This window comes from Pseudomonas sp. NCCP-436 (assembly GCF_019656335.1).
In the GTDB taxonomy this organism is placed as follows: Bacteria; Pseudomonadota; Gammaproteobacteria; order Pseudomonadales; family Pseudomonadaceae; genus Aquipseudomonas.
In genome coordinates this window covers 26,667-48,092 of record NZ_BPLZ01000014.1, presented here as the reverse complement: position 1 = coordinate 48,092, position 21,426 = coordinate 26,667, and the positions used below count along the sequence as shown (strand labels likewise).

18 protein-coding genes are annotated in these 21,426 nt (G+C 60.2%); 6 read left to right on the top strand and 12 right to left on the bottom strand.

The annotated features are described in order from the left end of the window. Position 1: 1 nt before the first annotated feature. The gene (locus tag NCCP436_RS14165) at positions 2-1,339 is read right to left on the bottom strand and encodes a Na(+)-translocating NADH-quinone reductase subunit A (protein WP_220804638.1); all 1,338 of its coding nucleotides are present in this window, start codon (positions 1,337-1,339) and stop codon (positions 2-4) included. A gap of 443 nt (positions 1,340-1,782) precedes the next feature. After that, complete coding sequence (locus NCCP436_RS14160; RefSeq protein ID WP_220804637.1) at positions 1,783-3,249, bottom strand: glyceraldehyde-3-phosphate dehydrogenase; 1,467 nt, start codon at positions 3,247-3,249, stop codon at positions 1,783-1,785. Between the two features lie 130 nt (positions 3,250-3,379). On the opposite strand from NCCP436_RS14160, the gene mfd reads away from it, so the two are divergent. Together mfd and NCCP436_RS14150 are read left to right on the top strand one after the other, a co-directional pair. After that, a complete protein-coding gene (gene mfd / locus NCCP436_RS14155) occupies positions 3,380-6,832 on the top strand; it encodes a transcription-repair coupling factor (protein ID WP_220804636.1) in 3,453 nt (1,150 codons plus the stop codon). An 11-nt stretch (positions 6,833-6,843) separates the two neighbouring features. After that, the gene (locus tag NCCP436_RS14150; protein WP_220804635.1) at positions 6,844-7,365 is read left to right on the top strand and encodes a CsiV family protein; all 522 of its coding nucleotides are present in this window, start codon (positions 6,844-6,846) and stop codon (positions 7,363-7,365) included. Between the two features lie 51 nt (positions 7,366-7,416). Here NCCP436_RS14150 and nagZ read toward each other — a convergent pair whose 3' ends face one another. From nagZ to NCCP436_RS14135, 3 genes are read right to left on the bottom strand one after another with little or no spacing between them, the layout of a single operon-like run. Next, positions 7,417-8,418 (bottom strand): beta-N-acetylhexosaminidase, encoded by a 1,002-nt coding sequence (gene nagZ, locus NCCP436_RS14145; protein ID WP_220804634.1) that lies wholly within the window; start codon positions 8,416-8,418, stop codon positions 7,417-7,419. A gap of 21 nt (positions 8,419-8,439) precedes the next feature. After that, the gene (locus NCCP436_RS14140; protein WP_220804633.1) at positions 8,440-8,952 is read right to left on the bottom strand and encodes a L,D-transpeptidase; all 513 of its coding nucleotides are present in this window, start codon (positions 8,950-8,952) and stop codon (positions 8,440-8,442) included. A gap of 55 nt (positions 8,953-9,007) precedes the next feature. Further along, on the bottom strand, positions 9,008-9,715 hold the full coding sequence (locus NCCP436_RS14135; RefSeq protein ID WP_220804632.1) for a TetR/AcrR family transcriptional regulator: 708 nt from the start codon (positions 9,713-9,715) through the stop codon (positions 9,008-9,010). 226 nt (positions 9,716-9,941) lie between these two features. Between NCCP436_RS14135 and lexA the strand changes: the two genes are divergently transcribed. Next, the gene (lexA, locus tag NCCP436_RS14130; RefSeq protein ID WP_220804631.1) at positions 9,942-10,556 is read left to right on the top strand and encodes a transcriptional repressor LexA; all 615 of its coding nucleotides are present in this window, start codon (positions 9,942-9,944) and stop codon (positions 10,554-10,556) included. Positions 10,557-10,575: 19 nt separating this feature from the next. Then, positions 10,576-11,046, top strand: a complete 471-nt coding sequence (gene sulA / locus NCCP436_RS14125) for an SOS-induced cell division inhibitor SulA (RefSeq protein WP_220804630.1) — start codon at positions 10,576-10,578, stop codon at positions 11,044-11,046. 255 nt (positions 11,047-11,301) lie between these two features. Here the strand turns inward: sulA and NCCP436_RS14120 are convergent, their stop codons facing one another. From NCCP436_RS14120 to fadB, 6 genes are all read right to left on the bottom strand, one after another. After that, entirely contained in the window at positions 11,302-11,538 is a 237-nt protein-coding gene (locus NCCP436_RS14120; protein WP_220804629.1) for a hypothetical protein, read from the bottom strand. Between the two features lie 80 nt (positions 11,539-11,618). Then, positions 11,619-12,137 (bottom strand): DUF6586 family protein, encoded by a 519-nt coding sequence (locus NCCP436_RS14115; protein ID WP_220804628.1) that lies wholly within the window; start codon positions 12,135-12,137, stop codon positions 11,619-11,621. Positions 12,138-12,253: 116 nt separating this feature from the next. Continuing rightward, on the bottom strand, positions 12,254-14,860 hold the full coding sequence (gene topA / locus NCCP436_RS14110; RefSeq protein ID WP_220804627.1) for a type I DNA topoisomerase: 2,607 nt from the start codon (positions 14,858-14,860) through the stop codon (positions 12,254-12,256). Between the two features lie 318 nt (positions 14,861-15,178). Continuing rightward, a complete protein-coding gene (locus NCCP436_RS14105) occupies positions 15,179-15,421 on the bottom strand; it encodes a DUF1653 domain-containing protein (RefSeq protein WP_220804626.1) in 243 nt (80 codons plus the stop codon). 87 nt (positions 15,422-15,508) lie between these two features. Next, a complete protein-coding gene (gene fadA, locus NCCP436_RS14100) occupies positions 15,509-16,684 on the bottom strand; it encodes an acetyl-CoA C-acyltransferase FadA (protein WP_220804625.1) in 1,176 nt (391 codons plus the stop codon). Between the two features lie 30 nt (positions 16,685-16,714). Then, positions 16,715-18,862: a fatty acid oxidation complex subunit alpha FadB gene (gene fadB / locus NCCP436_RS14095; protein WP_220804624.1), complete on the bottom strand. Its 2,148-nt coding sequence runs from the start codon at positions 18,860-18,862 to the stop codon at positions 16,715-16,717. Positions 18,863-19,318: 456 nt separating this feature from the next. Here fadB and NCCP436_RS14090 point away from each other — a divergent pair, with 456 nt between their 5' ends. Both NCCP436_RS14090 and NCCP436_RS14085 read left to right on the top strand, forming a co-directional pair. Further along, the gene (locus NCCP436_RS14090) at positions 19,319-20,140 is read left to right on the top strand and encodes a hypothetical protein (RefSeq protein ID WP_220804623.1); all 822 of its coding nucleotides are present in this window, start codon (positions 19,319-19,321) and stop codon (positions 20,138-20,140) included. Between the two features lie 100 nt (positions 20,141-20,240). Continuing rightward, the gene (locus tag NCCP436_RS14085) at positions 20,241-20,687 is read left to right on the top strand and encodes a universal stress protein (protein ID WP_220804622.1); all 447 of its coding nucleotides are present in this window, start codon (positions 20,241-20,243) and stop codon (positions 20,685-20,687) included. Between the two features lie 42 nt (positions 20,688-20,729). Here the strand turns inward: NCCP436_RS14085 and NCCP436_RS14080 are convergent, their stop codons facing one another. Continuing rightward, entirely contained in the window at positions 20,730-21,416 is a 687-nt protein-coding gene (locus tag NCCP436_RS14080) for a DUF6901 family protein (RefSeq protein WP_220804621.1), read from the bottom strand. Positions 21,417-21,426: the final 10 nt, after the last annotated feature.

The following is a 21,426-nucleotide window of genomic DNA, read 5'->3' as shown; positions in this document are numbered from 1 at the left end:
ATTAACCCTCCTTCTCGATGCGGGTGAGGTTGTCCCGCAGGATCGGGCCATATTCATACTTGCCGGCGCACACATAGGTACATAGCGCCAGGTCTTCTTCGTCGAGCTCCAGGCAACCCAGTTTCTGAGCCATCTCAGTGTCACCGACAATCAGGTAGCGCAGCAGCTGGGTCGGCAGGATGTCTAGCGGCATGACGGCCTCGTAGTTGCCGACCGGCACCATGGCGCGAGGGCTGCCATTGGTGGTGGTAGTGAAATCGAACAACTTTCCGCCCATCAGCTTGGAGACGAATACGTTGAGCACCGAATGCTTGTTCACCCCAGCACGCAGATAATGCAGCATCTCGCGCTCACTACCCTCACTCAGACAGGAAACCTGATTGTGATAACGGCCGAGGAAAGCGAACGGACCACGTGCGGTACGGCCACCGAACACGGAGCCGGAGATAACGCGGTTCTGGCCCGACTTGAGTTCGCCGGCAACCAGCTCCTCCAGGTTGGCACCCAGACGGGTACGCACCAGACGTGGCCTCTCCACCACGGGGCCGGCCAAAGCCACGACGCGCTCAACCCACAGTTGCCCGGTCGTGAACAGCTTGCCGATGGCAATTACGTCCTGATAACCGATATGCCAGACAGTCTTGGTCTCGCTCACCGGATCAAGGAAATGGATATGGGTGCCCGGCAGACCAGCCGGATGCGGGCCACTGAAGCTCTCACTGTGGACATCGGCGAGCCCTTCACCGGGGAGACTGACTCCCTCGGCCTTACATAGGAAGATCCGCGCCAGGCGCGAGAGCACCTTCAAACCGCTTTCGAAGTCGGCAGGATGCTCGGCGATGATGACTTTCGGATCGGCAGCCAGAGGGTGGGTATCGATGGCGGTGACGAAGATAGAGCTGGGCTGGGCGTCCGGAGCCGGCACCTTGCTGAAAGGACGAGTGCGCAGCGCTGTCCACAGTCCGGATTGCTGCAGATTCTCGCGCACCTGCTCCTGGCTCAGAAGCGACAGTTGCTCGGCGGAATATTGGTTGAAGCTGACCTGTTCGTCACCTTCAACATCGATCACCACCGACTGCAATACACGGCGCTCGCCACGATGAATGGCACTGATCACACCAGCAGCCGGAGCCGTGAAGTAGACTCCTGGAGTCTTCTTGTCACTGAACAGCACCTGCCCCAACTTAACCCGGTCGCCGACCTCCACCTCCATGGTTGGCTTCATTCCGTGGTAGTCGGGGCCAAGTACGGCCACGCTCCGGACAGGCCTGGCTGCATCTATGTGCTGTGCCGGCCCTCCCGTTATGGGCAAATCGAGCCCAAGCTTTATCTTGATCATAGGGTTGCCTAACCACTTGATTTATAAAAATTTTAAGTAGGTGACGGAGGATCCGAGATCCAAAGCTCGACACCACGACATCCATTGCTGGAGACGTGGAAAGCGAAACCGAAACCGGGCATGAAATCTGCCCGATTATAAATACCCCCCCCCTGCCTGACCACCCAAGCGATTGTTTTTTTGAGTTATTTGGTAACAGTTGGCAATAGTCTTGCTTCCGAAAAAACAGTCCAAGCGATCACCTTCCAAAACCGGAAAATTCCCGCAAGAACAGCGCAATAGCGCGATCCACAAGGGATGCGGCAATTTGACGCACAACCCTAAAGACAGGTCACGACACTCCGCAAAGCCACCCCTGCAAAGGTATCTCTACGACCAAAGGCTAATCTCTCCAGAATGAAAAACGGGAGCCGAAGCTCCCGTTTCCCTAGCGACAGAGGCGATTAGCGCGGAAAAGCCGGCGGGTTGACCCCGGCCATTTCCTCCATGACGCGAACAACCTGGCAGCTGTAACCGAATTCGTTGTCGTACCAGACGTACAGAACTACACGGTTGTCGTTGCAGATGGTCGCCTCGGCATCCACCACACCGGCGTGGCGCGAACCGACAAAGTCGGTGGAGACCACTTCCTGCGAGCTGACGAAATCGATTTGCTTCTGCAGATCCGAGTGCATGGCCATCTGGCGCAGGTACTCATTGATCTCGTCACGGTTGGTGGCCTTCTCCAGGTTCAGATTGAGGATGGCCATGGAGACGTTCGGGGTCGGCACGCGAATGGCATTGCCTGTCAGCTTGCCCTTGAGCACCGGCAACGCCTTGGCAGCGGCAGTGGCAGCACCGGTCTCGGTGATCACCATGTTCAGCGCGGCACTGCGACCACGGCGACTGCCCTTGTGGAAGTTGTCGATCAGGTTCTGGTCGTTGGTGTACGAGTGAACGGTCTCGACGTGGCCGTTGACAATGCCGAACTTGTCATTGACTGCCTTGAGCACCGGCACGATGGCATTGGTGGTACAGGAAGCAGCGGAGATGATCTTGTCGTCGGCGGTGATGTCGCCATGGTTAATACCATGCACGATATTCTTCAGCTCGCCCTTGCCAGGCGCAGTGAGGATCACTCGGTCGATGCCCGGGCACTTGAGGTGCTGCCCCAGACCATCGGCATCACGCCACTTGCCAGTATTGTCCACCAGCAGGGCGTTCTTGATGCCGTACTGGGTGTAGTCCACCGAAGCCGGATCGTTGGAGTAGATCACCTGAATCAGATTGCCATTGGCGATCAGGGTGTTGTTGGCCTCATCGATGGTAATGGTGCCGTTGAACTTGCCGTGCACCGAGTCGCGACGCAGCAGACTGGCACGTTTGATCAGGTCGTTCTCGGCACCCTTGCGCACAACAATGGCACGCAGGCGCAGACCATCGCCACCGCCGGTACGCTCAATCAGAATACGTGCCAGCAGACGACCGATACGACCGAAACCGTACAGCACGACATCAGTGCCTTCACGGGCAGCGCCGTTCTGCTTGCCTACCACCACCTCCAGCTCGTCCCTGACGAACTGCTCGACACTGCGACCGGCGCCTTCGGCCTTGAACTTGGCAACCAGTTTGCCCAGGTCAACGGAAGCGGCACCCAGCTTCAGCTCGCTCATGGCCTTGAGCATGGGGAAGGTGTCGTGCACCGACAGTTCGGTTTCATCTGCCAGGCGGTGACGAGCAAAGCGGTGAGCCTTGAGGATGTCGATGACCGAACGATTGATCAGACCACGACCATAGATCGAGGTCACGACATTGTTGTTGCGATAGAGCTGACCAATCAGCGGAATCATCGCTTCCGCGAGGGCTTCACGATCAATCCATTCACCGAGACACTGGTCGGGCTTCTGAGTCACGGGCAGTACCTTCCACATGTAGGGGCTGAAAAAAGGGGCTACATTATGACGGCGCTTGCAGGCCGGAGCAATGCACAGCTGACGGCACTGACACCTTCGCTCCGCCTCGCTACAATCGGCACCTTGTCCGAACTACCCTGAGCCCCCCGTGTCCACCACGTCCCAGACCGTACTCAAACTCCCGCCCCTGCCGGCCAGTGCCGGCAAGCAGCAGTGGGGCAATCTACCGGGCGCGGCTCTGGCCCTTGCCATCGCCGAGGCCGCCAGCAATGCCGAACGCTTTACCCTGGTACTTACCGAAAGCAGCCAAAGCGCCGAGCGTCTGCAGGAGGAGCTGGCATTTTTTGCTCCCAGCCTGCCGGTACTGCACTTTCCAGACTGGGAAACACTGCCCTACGATCTGTTCTCCCCTCACCAGGACATCATTTCCCAGCGTGTGGCCACGCTCTACCGGCTACCCGAACTGACCAGCGGTATTCTCGTGGTTCCTATCACCACCGCGCTGCACCGCCTGGCGCCCAAGCGCTTCCTGTTGGGCAGCAGCCTGGTACTGGACGTTGGCCAGAAGCTCGATGTCGAGGAAACCCGTGGCCGGCTCGAGGCCGCCGGCTATCGCTATGTCGACACAGTTAGCGAGCACGGCGAATTCACTGTGCGCGGTGCCCTGATCGATCTGTTTCCCATGGGCAGCGACACGCCCTACCGTATCGACCTGTTCGACGACGAGATCGAAACTCTGCGCACCTTCGACCCGGAGACCCAGCGTTCTGTAGACAAAGTGGAGTCGATCCGCCTGCTGCCGGCCCGCGAGTTCCCTCTGGAGAAGAAGGCCGTCAGCAACTTCCGCAACCGCTTCCGCGAGCGCTTCGACGTCGACTTCCGCCGCTGCCCGATTTATCAGGATCTGACCAGCGGCATCACCCCTGCGGGCATCGAATACTACCTGCCGCTGTTCTTCGAGCAGACCGACACACTGTTCGACTACCTGCCGGGCAATACCCAGGTGTTTTCCCTGGCCGGCATCGAGAAGGCCGCCGAGCAGTTCTGGCAGGATGCACGCAGTCGCTACGAAGATCGCCGAGTGGATCCGGAGCGACCGATCCTGCCACCTGCGGAAATTTTCCTACCGGTGGAGGATTGCTTCGCCCGCCTGAAGGACTGGCCACGGGTAGTAGTCAACCCGCAGGATATCGAGCCAGGCGTCGGCCAAGCGCGCTTCGAGGCCCGTCCACTGCCGGATCTGGCGATCCAGGCTAAGGCCGGCGAACCAATGGCGGCACTGCGCCGTTTCCTTGAGCAGCACAGCGGGCGTGTACTGTTCTGCGCGGAATCGGCCGGTCGCCGCGAAGTGCTGCTGGAGCTGCTCGCCCGACTCAAGCTCAAGCCCCGGGAGGTGGACGGCTGGCCGGCTTTCGTGGCCAGCGCCGAGCGTCTGTGCATCTGCATCGCGCCGCTGGATGAAGGCCTGCTGCTTGAGGAACTGGCTCTGATCGCGGAAAGCCCGCTGTTCGGCCAGCGCGTCATGCAGCGTCGACGCCGCGAGAAATCGCGCGACGGCGGCGACAATGTCATCAAGAACCTTACCGAACTGCGCGAAGGCGCACCGGTAGTACACATCGACCATGGCGTCGGCCGCTATCTCGGCCTGGTCACCATGGAGTTCGACGGCCAGGCGACCGAGTTTCTTGCCCTGCAGTACGCCGACGAAGCCAAGCTCTACGTACCCGTTGCCAGCCTGCACCTGATCGCCCGCTACACGGGCAGCGACGATGCCCTGGCACCACTGCACCGACTGGGTTCGGAGGCTTGGCAAAAGGCCAAGCGCAAGGCCGCCGAACAGGTGCGCGACGTCGCTGCCGAGCTGCTCGACATCTACGCACGCCGCGCGGCCCGGGAAGGCTTCGCCTTCCGCGACCCGGCCGCCGACTACGCCACCTTCAGTGCCGGTTTCCCCTTCGAGGAGACCCCGGATCAGCAGGCGGCCATCGACGCGGTACGCGCCGACATGCTGTCGGGCAAACCCATGGATCGCCTGGTCTGCGGTGATGTAGGTTTCGGCAAGACCGAGGTGGCCATGCGCGCGGCCTTCATCGCTGTCCACAGCGGCAAGCAGGTGGCGGTTCTGGTGCCCACCACCCTGCTCGCCCAACAGCACTACAACAGCTTCCGCGACCGCTTCGCCGACTGGCCGGTAAAGGTCGAGGTAATGAGCCGCTTCAAGAGCGCCAGGGAAGTCGAAGGCGCGATACAGCAGTTGGCCGAAGGCAAGGTGGACATCGTCATCGGCACCCACAAGCTGCTGCAGGACGACGTCAAGTTTCACAACCTGGGGCTGGTGATCATCGACGAGGAACACCGCTTCGGCGTGCGTCAGAAAGAGCAGCTCAAGGCGCTGCGCAGCGAGGTGGACATCCTCACACTGACAGCTACGCCGATTCCCAGAACGTTGAACATGGCCGTGGCCGGCATGCGCGACCTGTCAATCATCGCCACGCCACCGGCGCGCCGACTGTCGGTACGCACATTCGTCATGGAGGCCAACAAGCCGACCATCAAGGAGGCCCTGCTGCGCGAGCTGCTGCGCGGCGGCCAGGTCTACTACCTGCACAACGATGTGAAGACCATCGAAAAGTGCGCCGCCGAGCTGGCCGAGCTGGTTCCGGAGGCACGCATCGGCATCGGCCACGGGCAAATGCGCGAACGCGAGCTGGAACAGGTAATGAGCGACTTCTACCACAAGCGCTTCAACGTGCTGGTGGCCTCCACCATCATCGAAACCGGCATCGATGTACCGAGCGCCAACACCATCATCATCGAACGCGCCGACAAGTTCGGCCTGGCCCAACTGCATCAGTTGCGCGGCCGGGTCGGCCGCAGTCACCACCAGGCCTACGCCTACCTGCTCACGCCGCCACGCAAGCAGATGACCCCTGACGCGGAAAAGCGCCTGGAAGCCATCGCCAATGCCCAGGATCTGGGCGCCGGCTTCGTCCTGGCTACCCACGACCTGGAAATCCGCGGTGCCGGCGAACTGCTCGGCGACGGCCAGAGCGGCCAGATCCAGGCCGTCGGCTTCACGCTTTACATGGAAATGCTCGAACGGGCGGTCAAGGCCATCCAGAAGGGCGAGCAGCCCAACCTCGACCAACCGCTGGGCGGTGGCCCCGAGATCAACCTGCGGGTGCCGGCGCTAATTCCCGAGGACTACCTGCCGGACGTGCACAGCCGCCTGATCCTCTACAAGCGCATCGCCAATGCAGCCAACGAGGAAGAACTGAAGGAGCTGCAGGTGGAGATGATCGACCGCTTCGGCCTACTGCCGGAGCCGACCAAGAACCTGATACGCCTGACCCTGCTCAAGCTGCAGGCCGACAGGCTCGGCATCACCAAGGTCGACGCCGGCCCTCAGGGCGGCCGTATCGAATTTGCCGCGGAAACCTGCGTAGATCCCTTGACCCTGATCAAACTGATTCAGGCTCAGCCCAAACGTTACAAGTTCGAAGGTGCCACCGTATTCAAGCTTCAACTGCCAATGGAACGCAGCGAAGAACGCTTCAATACCCTTGAAGCACTATTCGAACGCCTCGCGCCCACAACCTGAAGGACTGCCATATGCGCGCCCTGCATCTGACCGCCCTACTGCTCTTTCTGCTCGCACCGAATGCTTTCGCCGAACGCCTGTACCAAGTGGAATTGCTGGTATTTCGCCAGGCCGGCGAACCGATCATCACTCCCCGCCCGTCCCCCGACGACTGGGCTGGAAACGCCCTGCCCATCGGCGCCAGCGAACGATCCACCAGCCTGAATGCCGAAGCAGCCCGCTTGACCCCGGAAAACGGCTACCAGTTGCTACTGCACAAGGCCTGGAGCCAAAGCGTCGGCAACGCCCCCAGCAGCGTGGCGGTGAGCAGCGGCGAAGCGCATTTCGGCCATCACCCGGTCGAAGGCCTGATAAAACTGACTGAGGATCGCTTCACTGCCCTGGAGATGGAGTTGTGGATCAACCACTTCAGCAATGACGGCCTGCTTGAAGCCAGCGAGTACCTGCAACTCACCCAACGGCTGAAGGACAATGTCCTGACCTACCTCGACCGCGGCAGCCTCGGCGCATTGATTCGCCTCTCACCACTTTGAGACGGAAATCTACGGGGCCGCATTTTGCGGCTCTCGCGCCGTAACGCAGCCCTATCGATCCAGCAGCCCGGCGCCACGCAATGCAGCGACCGCCTGCTGCCAACGCGCCACCTCACGGTAGTTGGTACAGGCATGACCGCGCCCACGCATGCACAGCAGTCTCTCCGGCGCCTTCACCTTCAGCCGCTGCAGGGTAATCAGTGCTTGCTCGGCAGCAGCCCGGTCATTGCACACCAATCCCATATCGCAGCCTGCCCCCAACGCAGCCTCGATACGCTGACCGGCATCACCGGCCACATGAGCCCCGGCCATGGACAGGTCGTCACTGAAGATCACCCCATCGAAACCCAGCTCACCCCGCAGAATGTCCTGCAACCAGCGCCGTGAAAAGCCGGCCGGTTGTTCGTCCACCTGCGGATAAATGACATGTGCCGGCATTACCGCATCCAGCTCACTCGCCAGCAGGCGGAACGGCTGCAGGTCACAGGCACGGATTTCCTCCAGGCTGCGCTCGTCGCGCGGGATTGCCACATGCGAATCGGCCTCAGCCCAGCCGTGGCCAGGAAAATGCTTACCCGTCGCGGCCATTCCGGCCTGATGCATGCCGCGGATGAAGGCACCTGCCAGCACCGCCGCCCGCTGTGGATTACCCTCGAAGGCGCGACTACCAACCACTGCACTGCGCTGGTGATCGAGATCCAGCACAGGGGCGAAACTCAAATCCAGGCCAACGGCCAGTACCTCGGTAGCCATCAGCCAGCCACAATGCTCAGCCAGAAGTTCTGCATCGTCACAGGCCGCCAACTCACGCATTGCCGGCAGTCGCAGAAAATCCTGGCGCAGGCGCTGTACCCGCCCACCCTCCTGATCCACTGCCAGAAGCAGATCCGGACGCAACGCACGTATCGACTGGCACAATTCACGCACCTGGCGCGGCGATTCAATGTTGCGGGCAAAAATGATCAAGCCGCCCACTTCGGGCTGACGCAACAGGTGGCGATCCTCGGCAGTAAGCCAGGTACCGCCGACATCCATCATCAGAGAGCCTTGCATTTGGGGGTATCCTTCGAAAGGTCAGGCAGCCCACTGCGGGCAGGGCGCCTCGTCGATGCGCACCCTGCAATAGGCCGGGACACGCTCGAACAGGGTCAGCATATCGGTATTGCGCAGGCGGACACAGCCATGGGACAGCGGCTGCCCCATCGGTTCAGTATCCGGCGTACCGTGCAGATAAATGTAACGACGAAAGGTGTCGACCGAACCGAGCCGATTGCGCCCAGGCTCCAGGCCGCTCAACCAGAGAATGCGAGTCAGGATCCAATCCCGACCTGGAAACCGGTCGTGCAGGTCGGGCGACCAAACCTCACCCGTCCAGCGTCTTCCACGCAGCACTGCCCCCAAGGGCAAGCCCGCACCGATACGCGCACGTACCTGATGCAGGCCGCGCGGCGTGCAACCACTGCCATTGAGTTCACCGACGCCGTTAAGTGCAGTGGACACCGGCAGACGCAGGAGCAACCGCCCTTCACGAAAGGCGTAGAGCATCTGATCGGCAATGGATATATGCAACAGGTCAAGATCCGGCATGGCGCCTAGCTTAGCCGATGCCCGACGACAAGCCCACTGCCGCCTGGTGGATGTGTCAGGCCTTGCCAGAGGCTCCGGCAGATTTACTGCGCGACCTGAGCTGAGCATCAGCCAGCGCAGGATCGACCACCCCGGACTCGGCACGCATGCCAGCGGCGAGGAAAGGCACCATCATTCGCATCACCTGTTCAATTGAGGTATTCACCCCGAAGTCATTCTCAGCCATGGCCCGCAGCGCCTTGATCCCGGACATACTGAAGGCCGCTGCGCCGAGCATGAAGTGCACGCGCCAGAAAAGCTCCAACGGCGGAATGCGCGGCGCGGCATCATGCACCAGCAGCATATAGCGACGAAAAACCTTGCCGTATACCTCTTCGAGATACTTGCGCAGGTGCCCCTGACTCTGGCTGAAAGCAAGCCCGAGCAGACGCATGAAAATCGACAGGTCATTGCCGCTGCGCGGTTTGACTGCCAGTGCCTGCTCTACCAGCAGCTCGAGCAACTCCTCCAGCGAGGCCTGAGCTTCGGCCTTGGCCTGACGGCGGTCGAGCTCCTTCTCCAAACTAGCGCAGAAAGGCCCGAGAAAACGCGAGAATACTGCCTGAATGAGCGCCTTCTTCGAGCCAAAGTGATAGTTGACAGCAGCCAGGTTAACCCCGGCCTTGCTGGTGATCAGCCGCAATGAGGTTTCGGCGAAACCTTTCTCCGCAAACAACTGCTCTGCAGCATCGAGAATGCGCTCAACGGTTTCCGACTGGGCCATAACTGATCACCTGACAAACACTCGTTTGAAACATACGTTTCACACCATCGAATTGTCAAGTCGCAGCGGCCGCCTTTTGGCCAGCCGCTCACAGCTTACAACAGGGGGGACGTCCGATCATCTTCCCTGACCACACAGGGCACTCACCCCCTCATGAAATAGATCATTGCCAATGACAGATGACTGTATATAATCCCAGCACCTGTATAAAAAAACAGAGCACGCCATGCTGAAACTGACGCCCCGCCAAGCCGAGATCCTCGCATTCATCAAGCGTTGCCTGGAGGACAACGGCTATCCGCCCACCCGGGCCGAAATTGCCCAGGAGCTCGGCTTCAAGTCCCCCAATGCCGCCGAAGAGCACCTGCGCGCTCTGGCCCGCAAGGGCGCCATCGAAATGACGCCCGGCGCATCGCGCGGCATCCGCATTCCAGGCTTTGAACCGGGACCTACCGAGGAGGAGCAGGGTCTGCCGGTGATAGGCCGCGTTGCTGCTGGTGAACCCATCCTTGCACAGCAGCATATCGAGGAATCCTGCCAGATCAATCCGACCTTCTTTCATCCCAGGGCCGACTATCTCCTACGCGTACGCGGCATGAGCATGAAGGACATCGGCATCCTCGACGGCGATCTGCTGGCCGTGCATACCACCCGAGAGGCCCGCAACGGCCAGATCGTCGTTGCCCGCATCGATGACGAGGTGACGGTCAAGCGCTTCAAACGCGAGGGCAACAAGGTCTGGCTGCTGGCTGAAAACCCGGAGTTCTCTCCAATAGAAGTGGATCTCGAGCACCAGGATTTGGTGATCGAAGGTCTCAGCGTTGGCGTCATCCGCCGATAACCCCCCGCAGGAGGCTTGTATGCAGCTGCAGTCGTTCGAACGCCCCCAACTCCCCTTGTTCGATGCCTTTCTCGCCGCAACGGCTTCACAAGAGCTACTGGATAAGCAGAGCCACGTCGACGCATTTGACGAACAAGGTTTCAGCGAGCTGGTTCTGCGTGGCGCCACCGGCCACTGCCTGCACCTGCTGGCCCCGATCCTCCGCGAACTAAGCCAGAATCAGGACGCCCGCTGGCTGACCCTGGTAGCACCGCCAGCCAGCCTGACCCAAGCCTGGCTGCGCGACGCCGGACTCAACCGCGAACGCATCCTGCTTCTGCATCCACGCCGAGGTCAGAGTCCGCTGGAACTGGCGGAAGAAGCCCTCCGACTCGGCCGCAGCCACACGGTAATCAGCTGGCTCCACCCGATGCCCGGAAGCAGCCGTCTTCGCCTGGCCCGGGCAGCCCGGGACGGTCAGGCTCAAAGCCTCAATATCAGCCTGGGCTGAGCTTATCCGCCTTGCTCGCGAAGCGATAAGCTTCGTAAAAATCGGTACAGATGTGTCACCACGACAAATCGAGCCAGACACGCACTACCAACTCCGCAGTAAATCGCAACAGCGCTCATACCCCGCCCCGCTCACTCCGAAGGCGAAGTTCCTAGCAGGCGGGATGTGAACGCCACCCGAGTTCGGGCAAGCGGTATCGACGGAAAATGAAACGGGCTCCCGCAGGAGCCCGTAGACAGGACTGTAACACCACCATCAGTGCAGCACGCGTGGCCCTTCGTCCTCTGTGCTGAAATCACCCTCGGCCATACGCCCAGCCATTTGCACGCCGACATTGAGCATGGCCTTGGCCACCTCCACATGCTGCCCCTGCAGGAACTCCTTGGCATCAGCGGAAAAGTCCAGCGTCACCAGCGCCTCCTCATCTTCTGCGCGACGCAGCGCAATGCGCCCATCGGGCAGTTCGACGATTTCCAGAAAGGATGTGGGCATGAGGTCTGTCTCGATGAGAAAACGCGCCATTATAGCAGCTGGACAACATCATCCCCAGCCACCCGTCCAGATAAGTACACTCAACACTCGCTCAGACCTTCACGGAAGTGCAGTACCAACGCCTTCAGTTGCAGACGCCAGGCATCCAGCTCGTCGAGATCCGGCTCCGTCCGTTCGTTACCGATACCTACCGCAGTGATCAGAGGCATGGCCGGATCGACCTGGCTCTTAGGCATCTCACGTGGCGGCTGAAACAAGGCGGCATAGGCTGCCAGCAGTTGCGCCAGCCAGGTCTCGCGATGCTGTGTCAACTCCAGCAGCTCGGCCAGCTCCGGACAGGGCGAGCGCTCGAGTACGATCGGCTGGACAAAGTCCTCAACACGCTCCGGAGCCGCATCGGCCATGCGGTAGTAACCGGCAATCTCATGGCACAACCCCAAAAGTCCGCCATAGAGATGAAACAGTGCCGCCTCGCGCTCGGCCTGAACCAACGCCGCAGTATTGAACGCATGGGAAACAGCTGCCCGACGCCAGTTGTCGAGGGCAATGCCGGCAAAGAATATTTTCTGATTGGTCCGGGTATAGCGTTCGTTGGCCATGCTGGCGCTCTCCACTGCTGATGCTTCATACCCGCGCCACAGGCAGCCAGTGCGCACAAGCCTGCTGCCGCAACAAGGGGGCACAGCCGGGGAAGCCCGAACTGTGCCAGAATTTTTCAGCGCTTGTCTTCCACCTTCCACTTGCCGCCATCGTAGAACGCGCGCCAACCGGTTGGCTTGCCGTCAACTTCGGACTGCACGTACTGTTCCTTGGTCTTGCGGCTATAGCGAATTACTGTCGGACGTCCCTCCGGGTCGAGCACCGGCGCGTCCAGCAGGAAGTGGTACTTAGGATCGATCTCGTGGCGATGCGGCAACAGCTCCTGCACCAGCGGCGCGCGGGTTTCACGGTTCTTCGGAAAACCACTGGCAGCAAGGAACAGACCAGAGGCGCCGTCACGCAACACATAGGTATCGTCGACCTTCTCGCACTTCAGTTCCGGCATCTTCACCGGATCCATCTTCGGCGGCGCCGCTTCGCCATTCTTCAGCAATTTGCGAGTGTTCTTGCAACTGCTGTTGGTACAGCCGAAAAACTTGCCGAAGCGCCCGGTCTTGAGCTGCATCTGGCTGCCACACTTGTCGCACTCCAGGCTCGGCCCTTCGTAACCCTTGATGCGGTACTGCCCCTGCTCGATCTCGTAACCGTGACAGTCCGGGTTGTTGCCACAGATGTGCAACTTGCGGGTCTCGTCCAGCAGGTAGGCATCCATGGCCGTCGAACAGATTGGACAGCGGTGCTTGCCCAGCAGTACCAGCGACTCCGACTCGCCCTCGTCGTCCGCGGCAATCTCGTCGCCAGGCACCAGGTTGATAGTCGACTTGCAGCGCTCCTTGGGCGGCAGACTGTAGCCTGAGCAACCGAGAAAGACCCCGGTGGACGCAGTCCGAATCATCATCGGACGACCGCACTCGCGACAGGGAATATCAGTCGGCGTCGGCTGGTTGGCGCGCATACCACCCTCACCCGCCTCGGCGGCTTCCAGTTTCTTGCGGAAGTCTGCGTAGAACTCGTCAAGCAGGTGCTTCCATTCGCGCTCACCCTGAGCCACATCGTCAAGATGTTCTTCCATAGTGGCAGTAAAGCTGTAGTCCATCAGGTTGGCGAAACTCTCGTCGAGACGCTCGGTGACGATGTCGCCCATCTTCTCGGCATAGAAACGGCGGTTGTGTACCGTCACATAGCCGCGCTCCTGAATGGTGGAAATGATCGCCGCATAGGTGGACGGACGGCCGATGCCACGCTTTTCCAGCTCCTTGACCAGACTGGCCTCGGAGTAACGCGCCGGCGGCTTGGTGAAATGCTGGCTGGGGTCGAGCTGCAGCAGTTTGAGAGCCTCGCCCTCACTCATGTCAGGCAGCACATCATCCTCGCCCGGCTTGCTTTGCTGCGGCAGTACGCGGGTATAGCCGTCGAACTTGAGGATACGGCCCTTGGCACGCAGCTCGAAGTCGCCGGCGGCCACGGTGACGCTGGTAGACAGGTATTCGGCCGGCGGCATCTGGCAGGCCACGAACTGACGCCAGATCAGGTCGTACAGTCGCTCGGCATCGCGCTCCATACCCGACAACTGGTTCGGCCGCAGGTTGACGTCGGACGGCCGGATCGCCTCGTGCGCCTCCTGGGCGCCTTCCTTGCTCGAATAGACATTCGGCTTGGCCGGCAGGTATTTCTTGCCGAACTCGTCGTCGATAAAGCCGCGCACCATGTCGATGGCATCGGCCGACAGGTTGGTCGAGTCGGTACGCATATAGGTGATATAGCCCGCCTCATAGAGACGCTGGGCCATCATCATGGTCTTCTTCACGCCGAAGCCCAGACGGTTGCTCGCCGCCTGCTGCAGGGTGGAGGTGATGAAGGGAGCCGAGGGCTTGCTGCTGGTCGGACGGTCCTCGCGCTTGACCACGCTGTAGCTGGAAGCCTTGAGCCTCTCCAGCGCGGCCATGGCCTGTGCTTCATTGACCGGCTTGAAGGCAGCACCGCCTTCGCGCACCACCTCGAAGCGCACCCTGGCGTTCTTCGCAGTGCCGAGGTCGGCATGCACCTCCCAGTATTCCTGCGGTACAAAGGCACGGATTTCCTTCTCTCGCTCGACCACCAGTTTTACTGCTACCGACTGCACGCGACCGGCCGACAGGCCGCGGGCGATCTTCGACCACAGCAACGGCGAAACCATGTAGCCCACCACACGGTCGAGGAAGCGTCGGGCCTGCTGCGCATTGACCCGGTTGATGTCCAGTTCGCCCGGATTGGCGAAAGCCTCCTGAATCGCCTTCTTGGTGATCTCGTTGAACACTACGCGCTTGTAGCGACTGTCATCACCACCGATAGACTCACGTAGATGCCAGGCAATGGCTTCCCCCTCACGGTCCAAGTCGGTTGCGAGATAGATGGTGTCGGCATCCTTGGCCAGCCGACGCAATTCTTCGATCACCTTTTCCTTGCCGGGCAGGATCTCGTACTTGGCCTTCCAGCCGTGCTCGGGATCGACGCCCATGCGGGCGAACAACTGACGCTTGGCCTTTTCCTTCGGCGACAGTGCAGGCGCCTCGGCGGCAGCCTTGCCACGCTTGGCCGGTTCCTTGCCGACACTGGCCGAACCACTGGTAGGCAGGTCACGGATATGGCCGATGCTCGACTTCACCACGTACTGGCTGCCCAGGTACTTGTTGATGGTCTTGGCCTTGGCCGGGGATTCCACGATGACCAGCGATTTGCCCATGGATCAGAAAATTCCTGAATTGCGAAATATAGAGGACTGGAAGTCCTATGAGCCTGCTCACGAGATCGTGAGCCAGAGTGATACAAATCCGGTGGCAGTCCCGCAAAAACAAGCGAGGAAGTGGAGTTTACGAGTGGTAAATGAGCATTACTCGTTTCACTCGCCCTTCGGGCCGTCCTCCTGACATTCAGTGACAAGTCACTGTCCAAGCTTGCTCTTAACGCAGTAGCGCCGACGCGCAACAGATCGTGAACAGCTTCTAAGGCCCCGCTATATATAGTGGCGACCAAGCGAAGGTCAAGCGCAGGGGCTGCGCAATCAGCCTCCCAAACTGCCGATGGGACTGACGTCGGCCTGAATCAAAGCAAAGCGTGGAACACGCTTGCCGTCCACTTCAATTTCTTCGCAGAACATGCTCAGCGGCCTTACCCACAGCCCAAACTCGCCGTACAACGCCTGGTAGACCACCAGCTCCTCCTCGTTCTCGGAATGCCGTGCCACCCCGAATACACGATACTGCGGGCCTTTGTAATGGCGATAGAGTCCTGGCTGCAACTGCATGAGAGGTTCCCGAAATAAAAAGCCGTAAAAAGCAAAACCGGGGCACGGGGCCCCGGTTTCTGTCCGCTTGCGTTTAAACGGGGTCGCTTAGACGCGCTCGAAGACGGTGGTGATGCCTTGGCCAAGGCCCACGCACATGGTGGACACGCCGAGCGTGCCGCCATTCTGCTTCATGACGTTGAGCAGGGTACCGGAGATACGGGCACCGGAACAACCGAAGGGGTGGCCCAGAGCGATTGCGCCGCCGTTCAGGTTGACCTTCTCGTCCATCTTGTCGAGCAGCTTCAGATCCTTCAGCACCGGCAGAGCCTGGGCAGCGAAGGCTTCGTTGAGCTCAACAAAGTCGATGTCGTCCATGGTCAGGCCGGCACGCTTGAGCGCTTTCTGAGTGGACGGGACCGGGCCGTAGCCCATGATCGCCGGATCCACGCCGGCTACAGCCATGGCGCGAACAACGGCCATCGGCTCGATGCCCAGATCCTTGGCGCGCTGGGCGCTCATGACGATCATGCAGGAAGCACCATCAGTGATCTGCGAGGAAGTGCCAGCAGTCACGGTACCGCCTTTCGGGTTGAAGGCCGGCTTCAGGGCAGCCAGGCTCTCCAGGGTAGTGTCCGGACGAATGGTTTCGTCGTAGTCAAAGACCTTGAGGAAGCCGTTCTCGTCATAACCCTGCATCGGGATGATCTCGTCCTTGAACTTGCCTTCAACGGTAGCCTTGTGTGCCAGACGGTGCGAACGCTCACCAAAGGCATCCTGCTGCTCACGGGTGATGCCGTGCATCTTGCCCAGCATTTCGGCAGTCAGGCCCATCATGCCGGACGCCTTGGCAGCGTACAGCGACAAATGCGGGTTCGGATCGACGCCGTGCATCATGCCGACGTGGCCCATGTGCTCCACACCACCGACAACGAATACATCGCCATTGCCGGTCTGGATTGCCTGCACGGCAGTGTGCAGCGCGCTCATGGAGGAACCGCACAGACGGCTGACGGTCTGGCCGGCACTGGTGTGCGGGATCTGGGTCATCAGCGAAGCCATGCGGGCGATGTTCCAGCCCTGCTCCAGGGTCTGGTTGACACAACCCCAGATCACGTCCTCGACCTCTTTCGGGTCGACTTTGCTGTTGCGTTCCAGCAGCTTGCTGATCAGGTGCGCCGACATGGTTTCGGCGCGGGTGTTGCGGTGCATGCCGCCCTTGGAACGACCCATCGGGGTACGACCGAAGTCGACGATCACTGCATCTCTAGGATTCAGGCTCATAAATTCACTCTCGCTCTAGTCGTGGCACGCTTAACCGAAGAACTTCTGGCCGTTGGCGGCCATTTCGCGAAGCTTGGCGGTCGGGGTGTACAGCGGGCCCAGGTCAGCGTATTTGTCGGCCAGTGCAACGAACTCGGCCACACCAATCGAATCGATGTAGCGCAGCGCACCACCACGGAAGGGAGGGAAGCCAATACCGTAGATCAGGCCCATGTCTGCTTCGGACGGTGAATCGACGATACCGTCTTCCAGGCAGCGAACAGTCTCCAGGCACAACGGGATCATCAGCGCGTTGATGATGTCCTCGTCACTGAACTCGCGCTGCTCGTAGACGATCGGCGCCAGAATCGCGGCGATGTCTGCATCGGCCACTTTCTTCGGCTTGCCGCGCTTGTCGGTTTCATAGGCATAGAAGCCCTTGCCGTTCTTCTGGCCAAGGCGGTTGGCCTCGTACAGTACGTCGACGGCGGTCTTGCGTTCTTCCTTCATGCGCTCCGGGAAGCCTTCGGCCATTACGTCACGAGCATGGTGCGCGGTATCGATTCCGACCACGTCCATCAGGTAGGCAGGGCCCATGGGCCAGCCGAACTTCTCCATCAGCTTGTCAATGCGGGTGAAGTCGACCCCCAGGCTGACCAGCTTGGCGAAGCCGCCGAAGTACGGGAACAGCACACGGTTGACCAGGAAGCCAGGGCAGTCGTTGACCACGATCGGGTTCTTGCCCATCTTTTTGGCGTAGGCCACGGTGGTGGCAACAGCCACGTCACTGGACTTCTCGCCACGGATCACCTCGACCAGCGGCATCATGTGCACCGGGTTGAAGAAGTGCATGCCAACGAAGTTTTCCGGACGCTTGAGCGCCTGGGCCAGGTAGGTAATGGAGATGGTCGAGGTGTTGGAGGCGATGATGGCGTCCTCACGCACATGACCTTCCACCTCGGCCAGCACGGCGTGCTTGACCTTCGGGTTCTCGACCACCGCCTCGACCACGATGTCGACGTTGCCGAAATCGCCGTAGCTCATGGTCGGACGGATCGCGTTCAGCGCCTCGGCCATCTTGGCCGGGGTCATGCGGCCCTTCTCGACGCGCTTGCCGAGCAGCTTGGAGGCCTCATTCAGACCCATCTGGATACCCTCTTCACGGATATCCTTCATCAAGATCGGAGTGCCCTTGGAAGCGGACTGGTAGGCGATACCGCCACCCATGATACCGGCGCCCAGCACGGCAGCCAGCTTCACGTCGCGGGCGATTTCATCGTGCTTCTTGGCCTTTTTCTTCAGTTCCTGATCGTTGAGGAACAGGCCGATCAGGCTTTCGGCAACCGAAGTCTTGGCCAGTTTGACGAAGCCGGCGGCCTCGATCTCCAGCGCCTTGTCACGCCCCTGGCTGGCGGCCTTCTGGATGGTCTTGATGGCCTCGACCGGAGCCGGGTAGTTCGGGCCGGCCTGACCGGCGACAAAACCCTTGGCGGTCTCGAAGCACATCATCTGCTCAATGGCGTTGAGCTTGAGTTTCTCCAGCTTGGGCTGACGCTTGGCCTTGTAATCCAGCTCGCCGGCAATGGCGCGCTTGACCAGATCCAGTGCGGCTTCCTGCAGTTTGGCCGGCGCTACGACAGCATCCACGGCACCCACTTTCAGGGCGTCCTCGGCCTTGTTTTCCTTGCCGGAGGCAATCCACTCGACAGCGTTGTCGGCGCCGATCACGCGCGGCAGGCGCACGGTACCGCCAAAGCCCGGGTAAATGCCCAGCTTGACCTCCGGCAGGCCGATCCTGGCGCTCTCGCTGGCCACACGGTAGTCGGCGGCCAGACACATTTCCAGACCGCCGCCCAGGGCGATACCGTTGATGGCGACCACGGTCGGTACCGGCAGGTCTTCGAAGTCGTTGAAGATCTTATTGGCTTCCAGGTTGGCAGCGACCAGCTCTTCGTCGGGCAGCTTGAAGTTGTCGACGAACTCGGTGATATCGGCACCGACGATGAACACGTCCTTGCCACTGGTGACAATCACGCCCTTGATGGAACCGTCGGCCTTGATTGCATCGACAGCAGCACGCAGCTCATTGAGGGTAAGACGGTTGAACTTGTTGACGGACTCACCCTTGAGGTCGAAATTCAATTCGACGATGCCGCTCTCAAGAGCCTTAACCGTGATGGCTTTACCTTCGTAAATCATCAACTGATCTCCACGGTATGGAAGCTGAACAGTACACATCGGAGCCAACCGCAAGGCCAGCTCATGGCGCTGCCGACGAGCATAGCCCCTATCGGTACGACACACCCGCCGACGCGATGTTCGGGCTGTAATAGCGTGCCTGACCAGGCAAACGCTCAATTCATACGCCCGTTTGATTTGGGTGTGCACACCATCAATCAAAAGCCGGCACTTGTCAATTAGCCTTGCGTAACCTGTCAGCCAACTTCACAGCTGCTCAAGCACGGACGAAATCTCAAGAAACTGTGCCGATTGTCAGACAAAAAGCAGATTTTGGCGGCGATAATTGCAATAACACGAAATCTAGCCAAAACGCAAAACGGCGGGTACAGTCGGAGCAATTTCGGCTGGATCAATGCCAACCGAGATCAATACAACAACAATTCGAGCCCCTCGATGGGCCATACGGAGTCGCCCATGTCGAACCGCCGTTCGCTTGTCCTTCCCCTGAGCGCTCTGCTCGTTTTCCTTTTCGCTTTCTTCTACCCGACCCTGCCCCAGGCCTCCCCGGCCGACGACCTGCTGCACCTGCACCAAATGCGCCTGGCGCTGCAGAGAAGCCTGGGTGATTTCTACATGTACAACAGTATGGAAGGCGACCAGCGCTATGCCCGCCAGATTAGTGATGCCCTGCAGGAAGGCCAGAACAACCTTGAGCGCCTGGGGCAGATGCCCGGTCATGCCAGTACCGAGCTGCAGACCCAACTGCTAGCTGGCTGGCAGCGCTACCGGCAGGGCCTGCTGAAATTGATGGAGGCAATGCGCAACCAGGGCTACACGGAACTGCAGCCGGTGGCGGATCTGGCCGAGACCAACCAGAAATTGATGCAGCTCAGCCAACAGCTCTATCAACAGATCCAGCAGGACAGCGGCGAGGCTGTTCCTCCCCTGACTCAGGTAAGCCGGGAACAGAGCCTGCTGATGCAGGGTATGGCCGCCGATTACGCTTCGCGCAGCGCCTCGATTGGCAACAGCTTCTTCGGTGGTGGCGAAGAGCGCGCGCTCGACGAACTGGCCGGCCAGTTCGCCAGCCGTCTCGACAAACTGGCCAACGCTCCGCAGAACACGCCACAGATCAGCTCGGCACTGCAGAACATCACCACCAAGTGGCGCTACATCGAAAAATCACTGCGCAATTACAACGAAAACAGCGTGCCCTTTCTGATCAGCAAGTATTCCGACAGCATCATTGAGGGGCTTGAAGACGTATCCGCCCAGTATGCTGCCCGGCAGTTGTGACACTCCTGCTACGGTGTTTTGCGACAAACGCCCCCCCGTAACCGGTGCCACGGATCCATACTTGCCTACAGACGCCTTACCAACCGAGGAGAATCCAACCATGCCCTATCAGCACATTCTGGTCGCCGTCGACCTGACCGAGGAGTGCGACCCCGTAGTGGTTCGCGCACACACGCTGGCCCTGGCCAGTGGTGCGAAACTGTCTCTGGTGCACATCGTCGAGCCGATGGCCATGGCGTTCGGCGGCGACGTTCCGATGGACCTGTCAATGCTTCAGCAGCAGCAGTTCGAGCAAGCCCGCGAGCGTCTGAACAACTTTACCGGCAAGTACCCGGAACTGAGTGCCGATCAGCTTCATCTGGCCTACGGCCAGCCGCGCCAGGAAATCCACCGCCTGGCCGCAGAGCAGGACTGCGATCTGATCGTGGTCGGCAGCCACGGCCGCCACGGCCTCGCCCTGCTGCTCGGCTCCACCGCCAACGACGTGCTGCACGGCGCACCCTGCGATGTACTGGCAGTGCGCCTGAAGAAAACCGAGAAGGCTTAAGACCTTTTCAGACCGTCTCCGTGCGCACCTTCCGGCGACGCTTCACTCGAAAGCGTCACCGGAGCTCATCACCAGAGGACGGATCTTCTGCAACTGCGTCTCCAGCGATACCGTCATGCTTGAGGACAGAGAGAAGAAGGTCAGGAATGCCTTGAGATTGGAGTCGCCTTCACAGGTATCGTGAATGCGCTGCCAGAAGGCCTGGTTGACCAGCTTGAGCTGCAGGAACAGACGCACCAGTCCCTTCAGCTCCCAGTCGGCCCAGCGCCCTTCACGCATGTTGAAATACTGCCGGGCGAGGTACAACGACACTGCTCGCAGGATGAACTCCTGAGTATTGGCAAACGGCAGATGATGCTGAGCCATCGGTCGCAGGCGCCCCAGCAGAGGGCAGGCGCTGGTGGCCATGATAACCCCGAGCAGCGCCCGCAGCCCCTCTTCCACGCCCAGGATCTTGGTGTATTCACGTTCGGGCGTGCGCACCCAGACACTGGCCTTCTTGAAAGCCGGCAGGCCACGAAAATCCTCGACCACCCTATGCAGGTCGACCGCTGCCGGACAATGGCTGAACTGCTCGCGATTGAGCGGACAGTTGCTGCATTGCTGATGCCCTAGCCGGGTCCATGCCGGCGCCTGTTCCGCCAATTGCGGATCGTACTCGCGGTTGAGTTCGATCCGGTAACTGAACTGATGGTTGTCGTCGAGAGTAATGCGGTACTCGATGCTCATGCGGTTCTCC

Coding starts and splice junctions, on each gene's coding strand:
- NCCP436_RS14165 (WP_220804638.1), bottom strand. CDS start 1,339: ATGATCAAGATAAAGCTTGGGCTCGATTTGCCCATAACGGGAGGGCCG.
- NCCP436_RS14160 (WP_220804637.1), bottom strand. CDS start 3,249: ATGTGGAAGGTACTGCCCGTGACTCAGAAGCCCGACCAGTGTCTCGGT.
- NCCP436_RS14150 (WP_220804635.1), top strand. CDS start 6,844: ATGCGCGCCCTGCATCTGACCGCCCTACTGCTCTTTCTGCTCGCACCG.
- nagZ (WP_220804634.1), bottom strand. CDS start 8,418: ATGCAAGGCTCTCTGATGATGGATGTCGGCGGTACCTGGCTTACTGCC.
- NCCP436_RS14140 (WP_220804633.1), bottom strand. CDS start 8,952: ATGCCGGATCTTGACCTGTTGCATATATCCATTGCCGATCAGATGCTC.
- NCCP436_RS14135 (WP_220804632.1), bottom strand. CDS start 9,715: ATGGCCCAGTCGGAAACCGTTGAGCGCATTCTCGATGCTGCAGAGCAG.
- lexA (WP_220804631.1), top strand. CDS start 9,942: ATGCTGAAACTGACGCCCCGCCAAGCCGAGATCCTCGCATTCATCAAG.
- sulA (WP_220804630.1), top strand. CDS start 10,576: ATGCAGCTGCAGTCGTTCGAACGCCCCCAACTCCCCTTGTTCGATGCC.
- NCCP436_RS14120 (WP_220804629.1), bottom strand. CDS start 11,538: ATGCCCACATCCTTTCTGGAAATCGTCGAACTGCCCGATGGGCGCATT.
- NCCP436_RS14115 (WP_220804628.1), bottom strand. CDS start 12,137: ATGGCCAACGAACGCTATACCCGGACCAATCAGAAAATATTCTTTGCC.
- topA (WP_220804627.1), bottom strand. CDS start 14,860: ATGGGCAAATCGCTGGTCATCGTGGAATCCCCGGCCAAGGCCAAGACC.
- NCCP436_RS14105 (WP_220804626.1), bottom strand. CDS start 15,421: ATGCAGTTGCAGCCAGGACTCTATCGCCATTACAAAGGCCCGCAGTAT.
- fadA (WP_220804625.1), bottom strand. CDS start 16,684: ATGAGCCTGAATCCTAGAGATGCAGTGATCGTCGACTTCGGTCGTACC.
- fadB (WP_220804624.1), bottom strand. CDS start 18,862: ATGATTTACGAAGGTAAAGCCATCACGGTTAAGGCTCTTGAGAGCGGC.
- NCCP436_RS14090 (WP_220804623.1), top strand. CDS start 19,319: ATGTCGAACCGCCGTTCGCTTGTCCTTCCCCTGAGCGCTCTGCTCGTT.
- NCCP436_RS14085 (WP_220804622.1), top strand. CDS start 20,241: ATGCCCTATCAGCACATTCTGGTCGCCGTCGACCTGACCGAGGAGTGC.
- NCCP436_RS14080 (WP_220804621.1), bottom strand. CDS start 21,416: ATGAGCATCGAGTACCGCATTACTCTCGACGACAACCATCAGTTCAGT.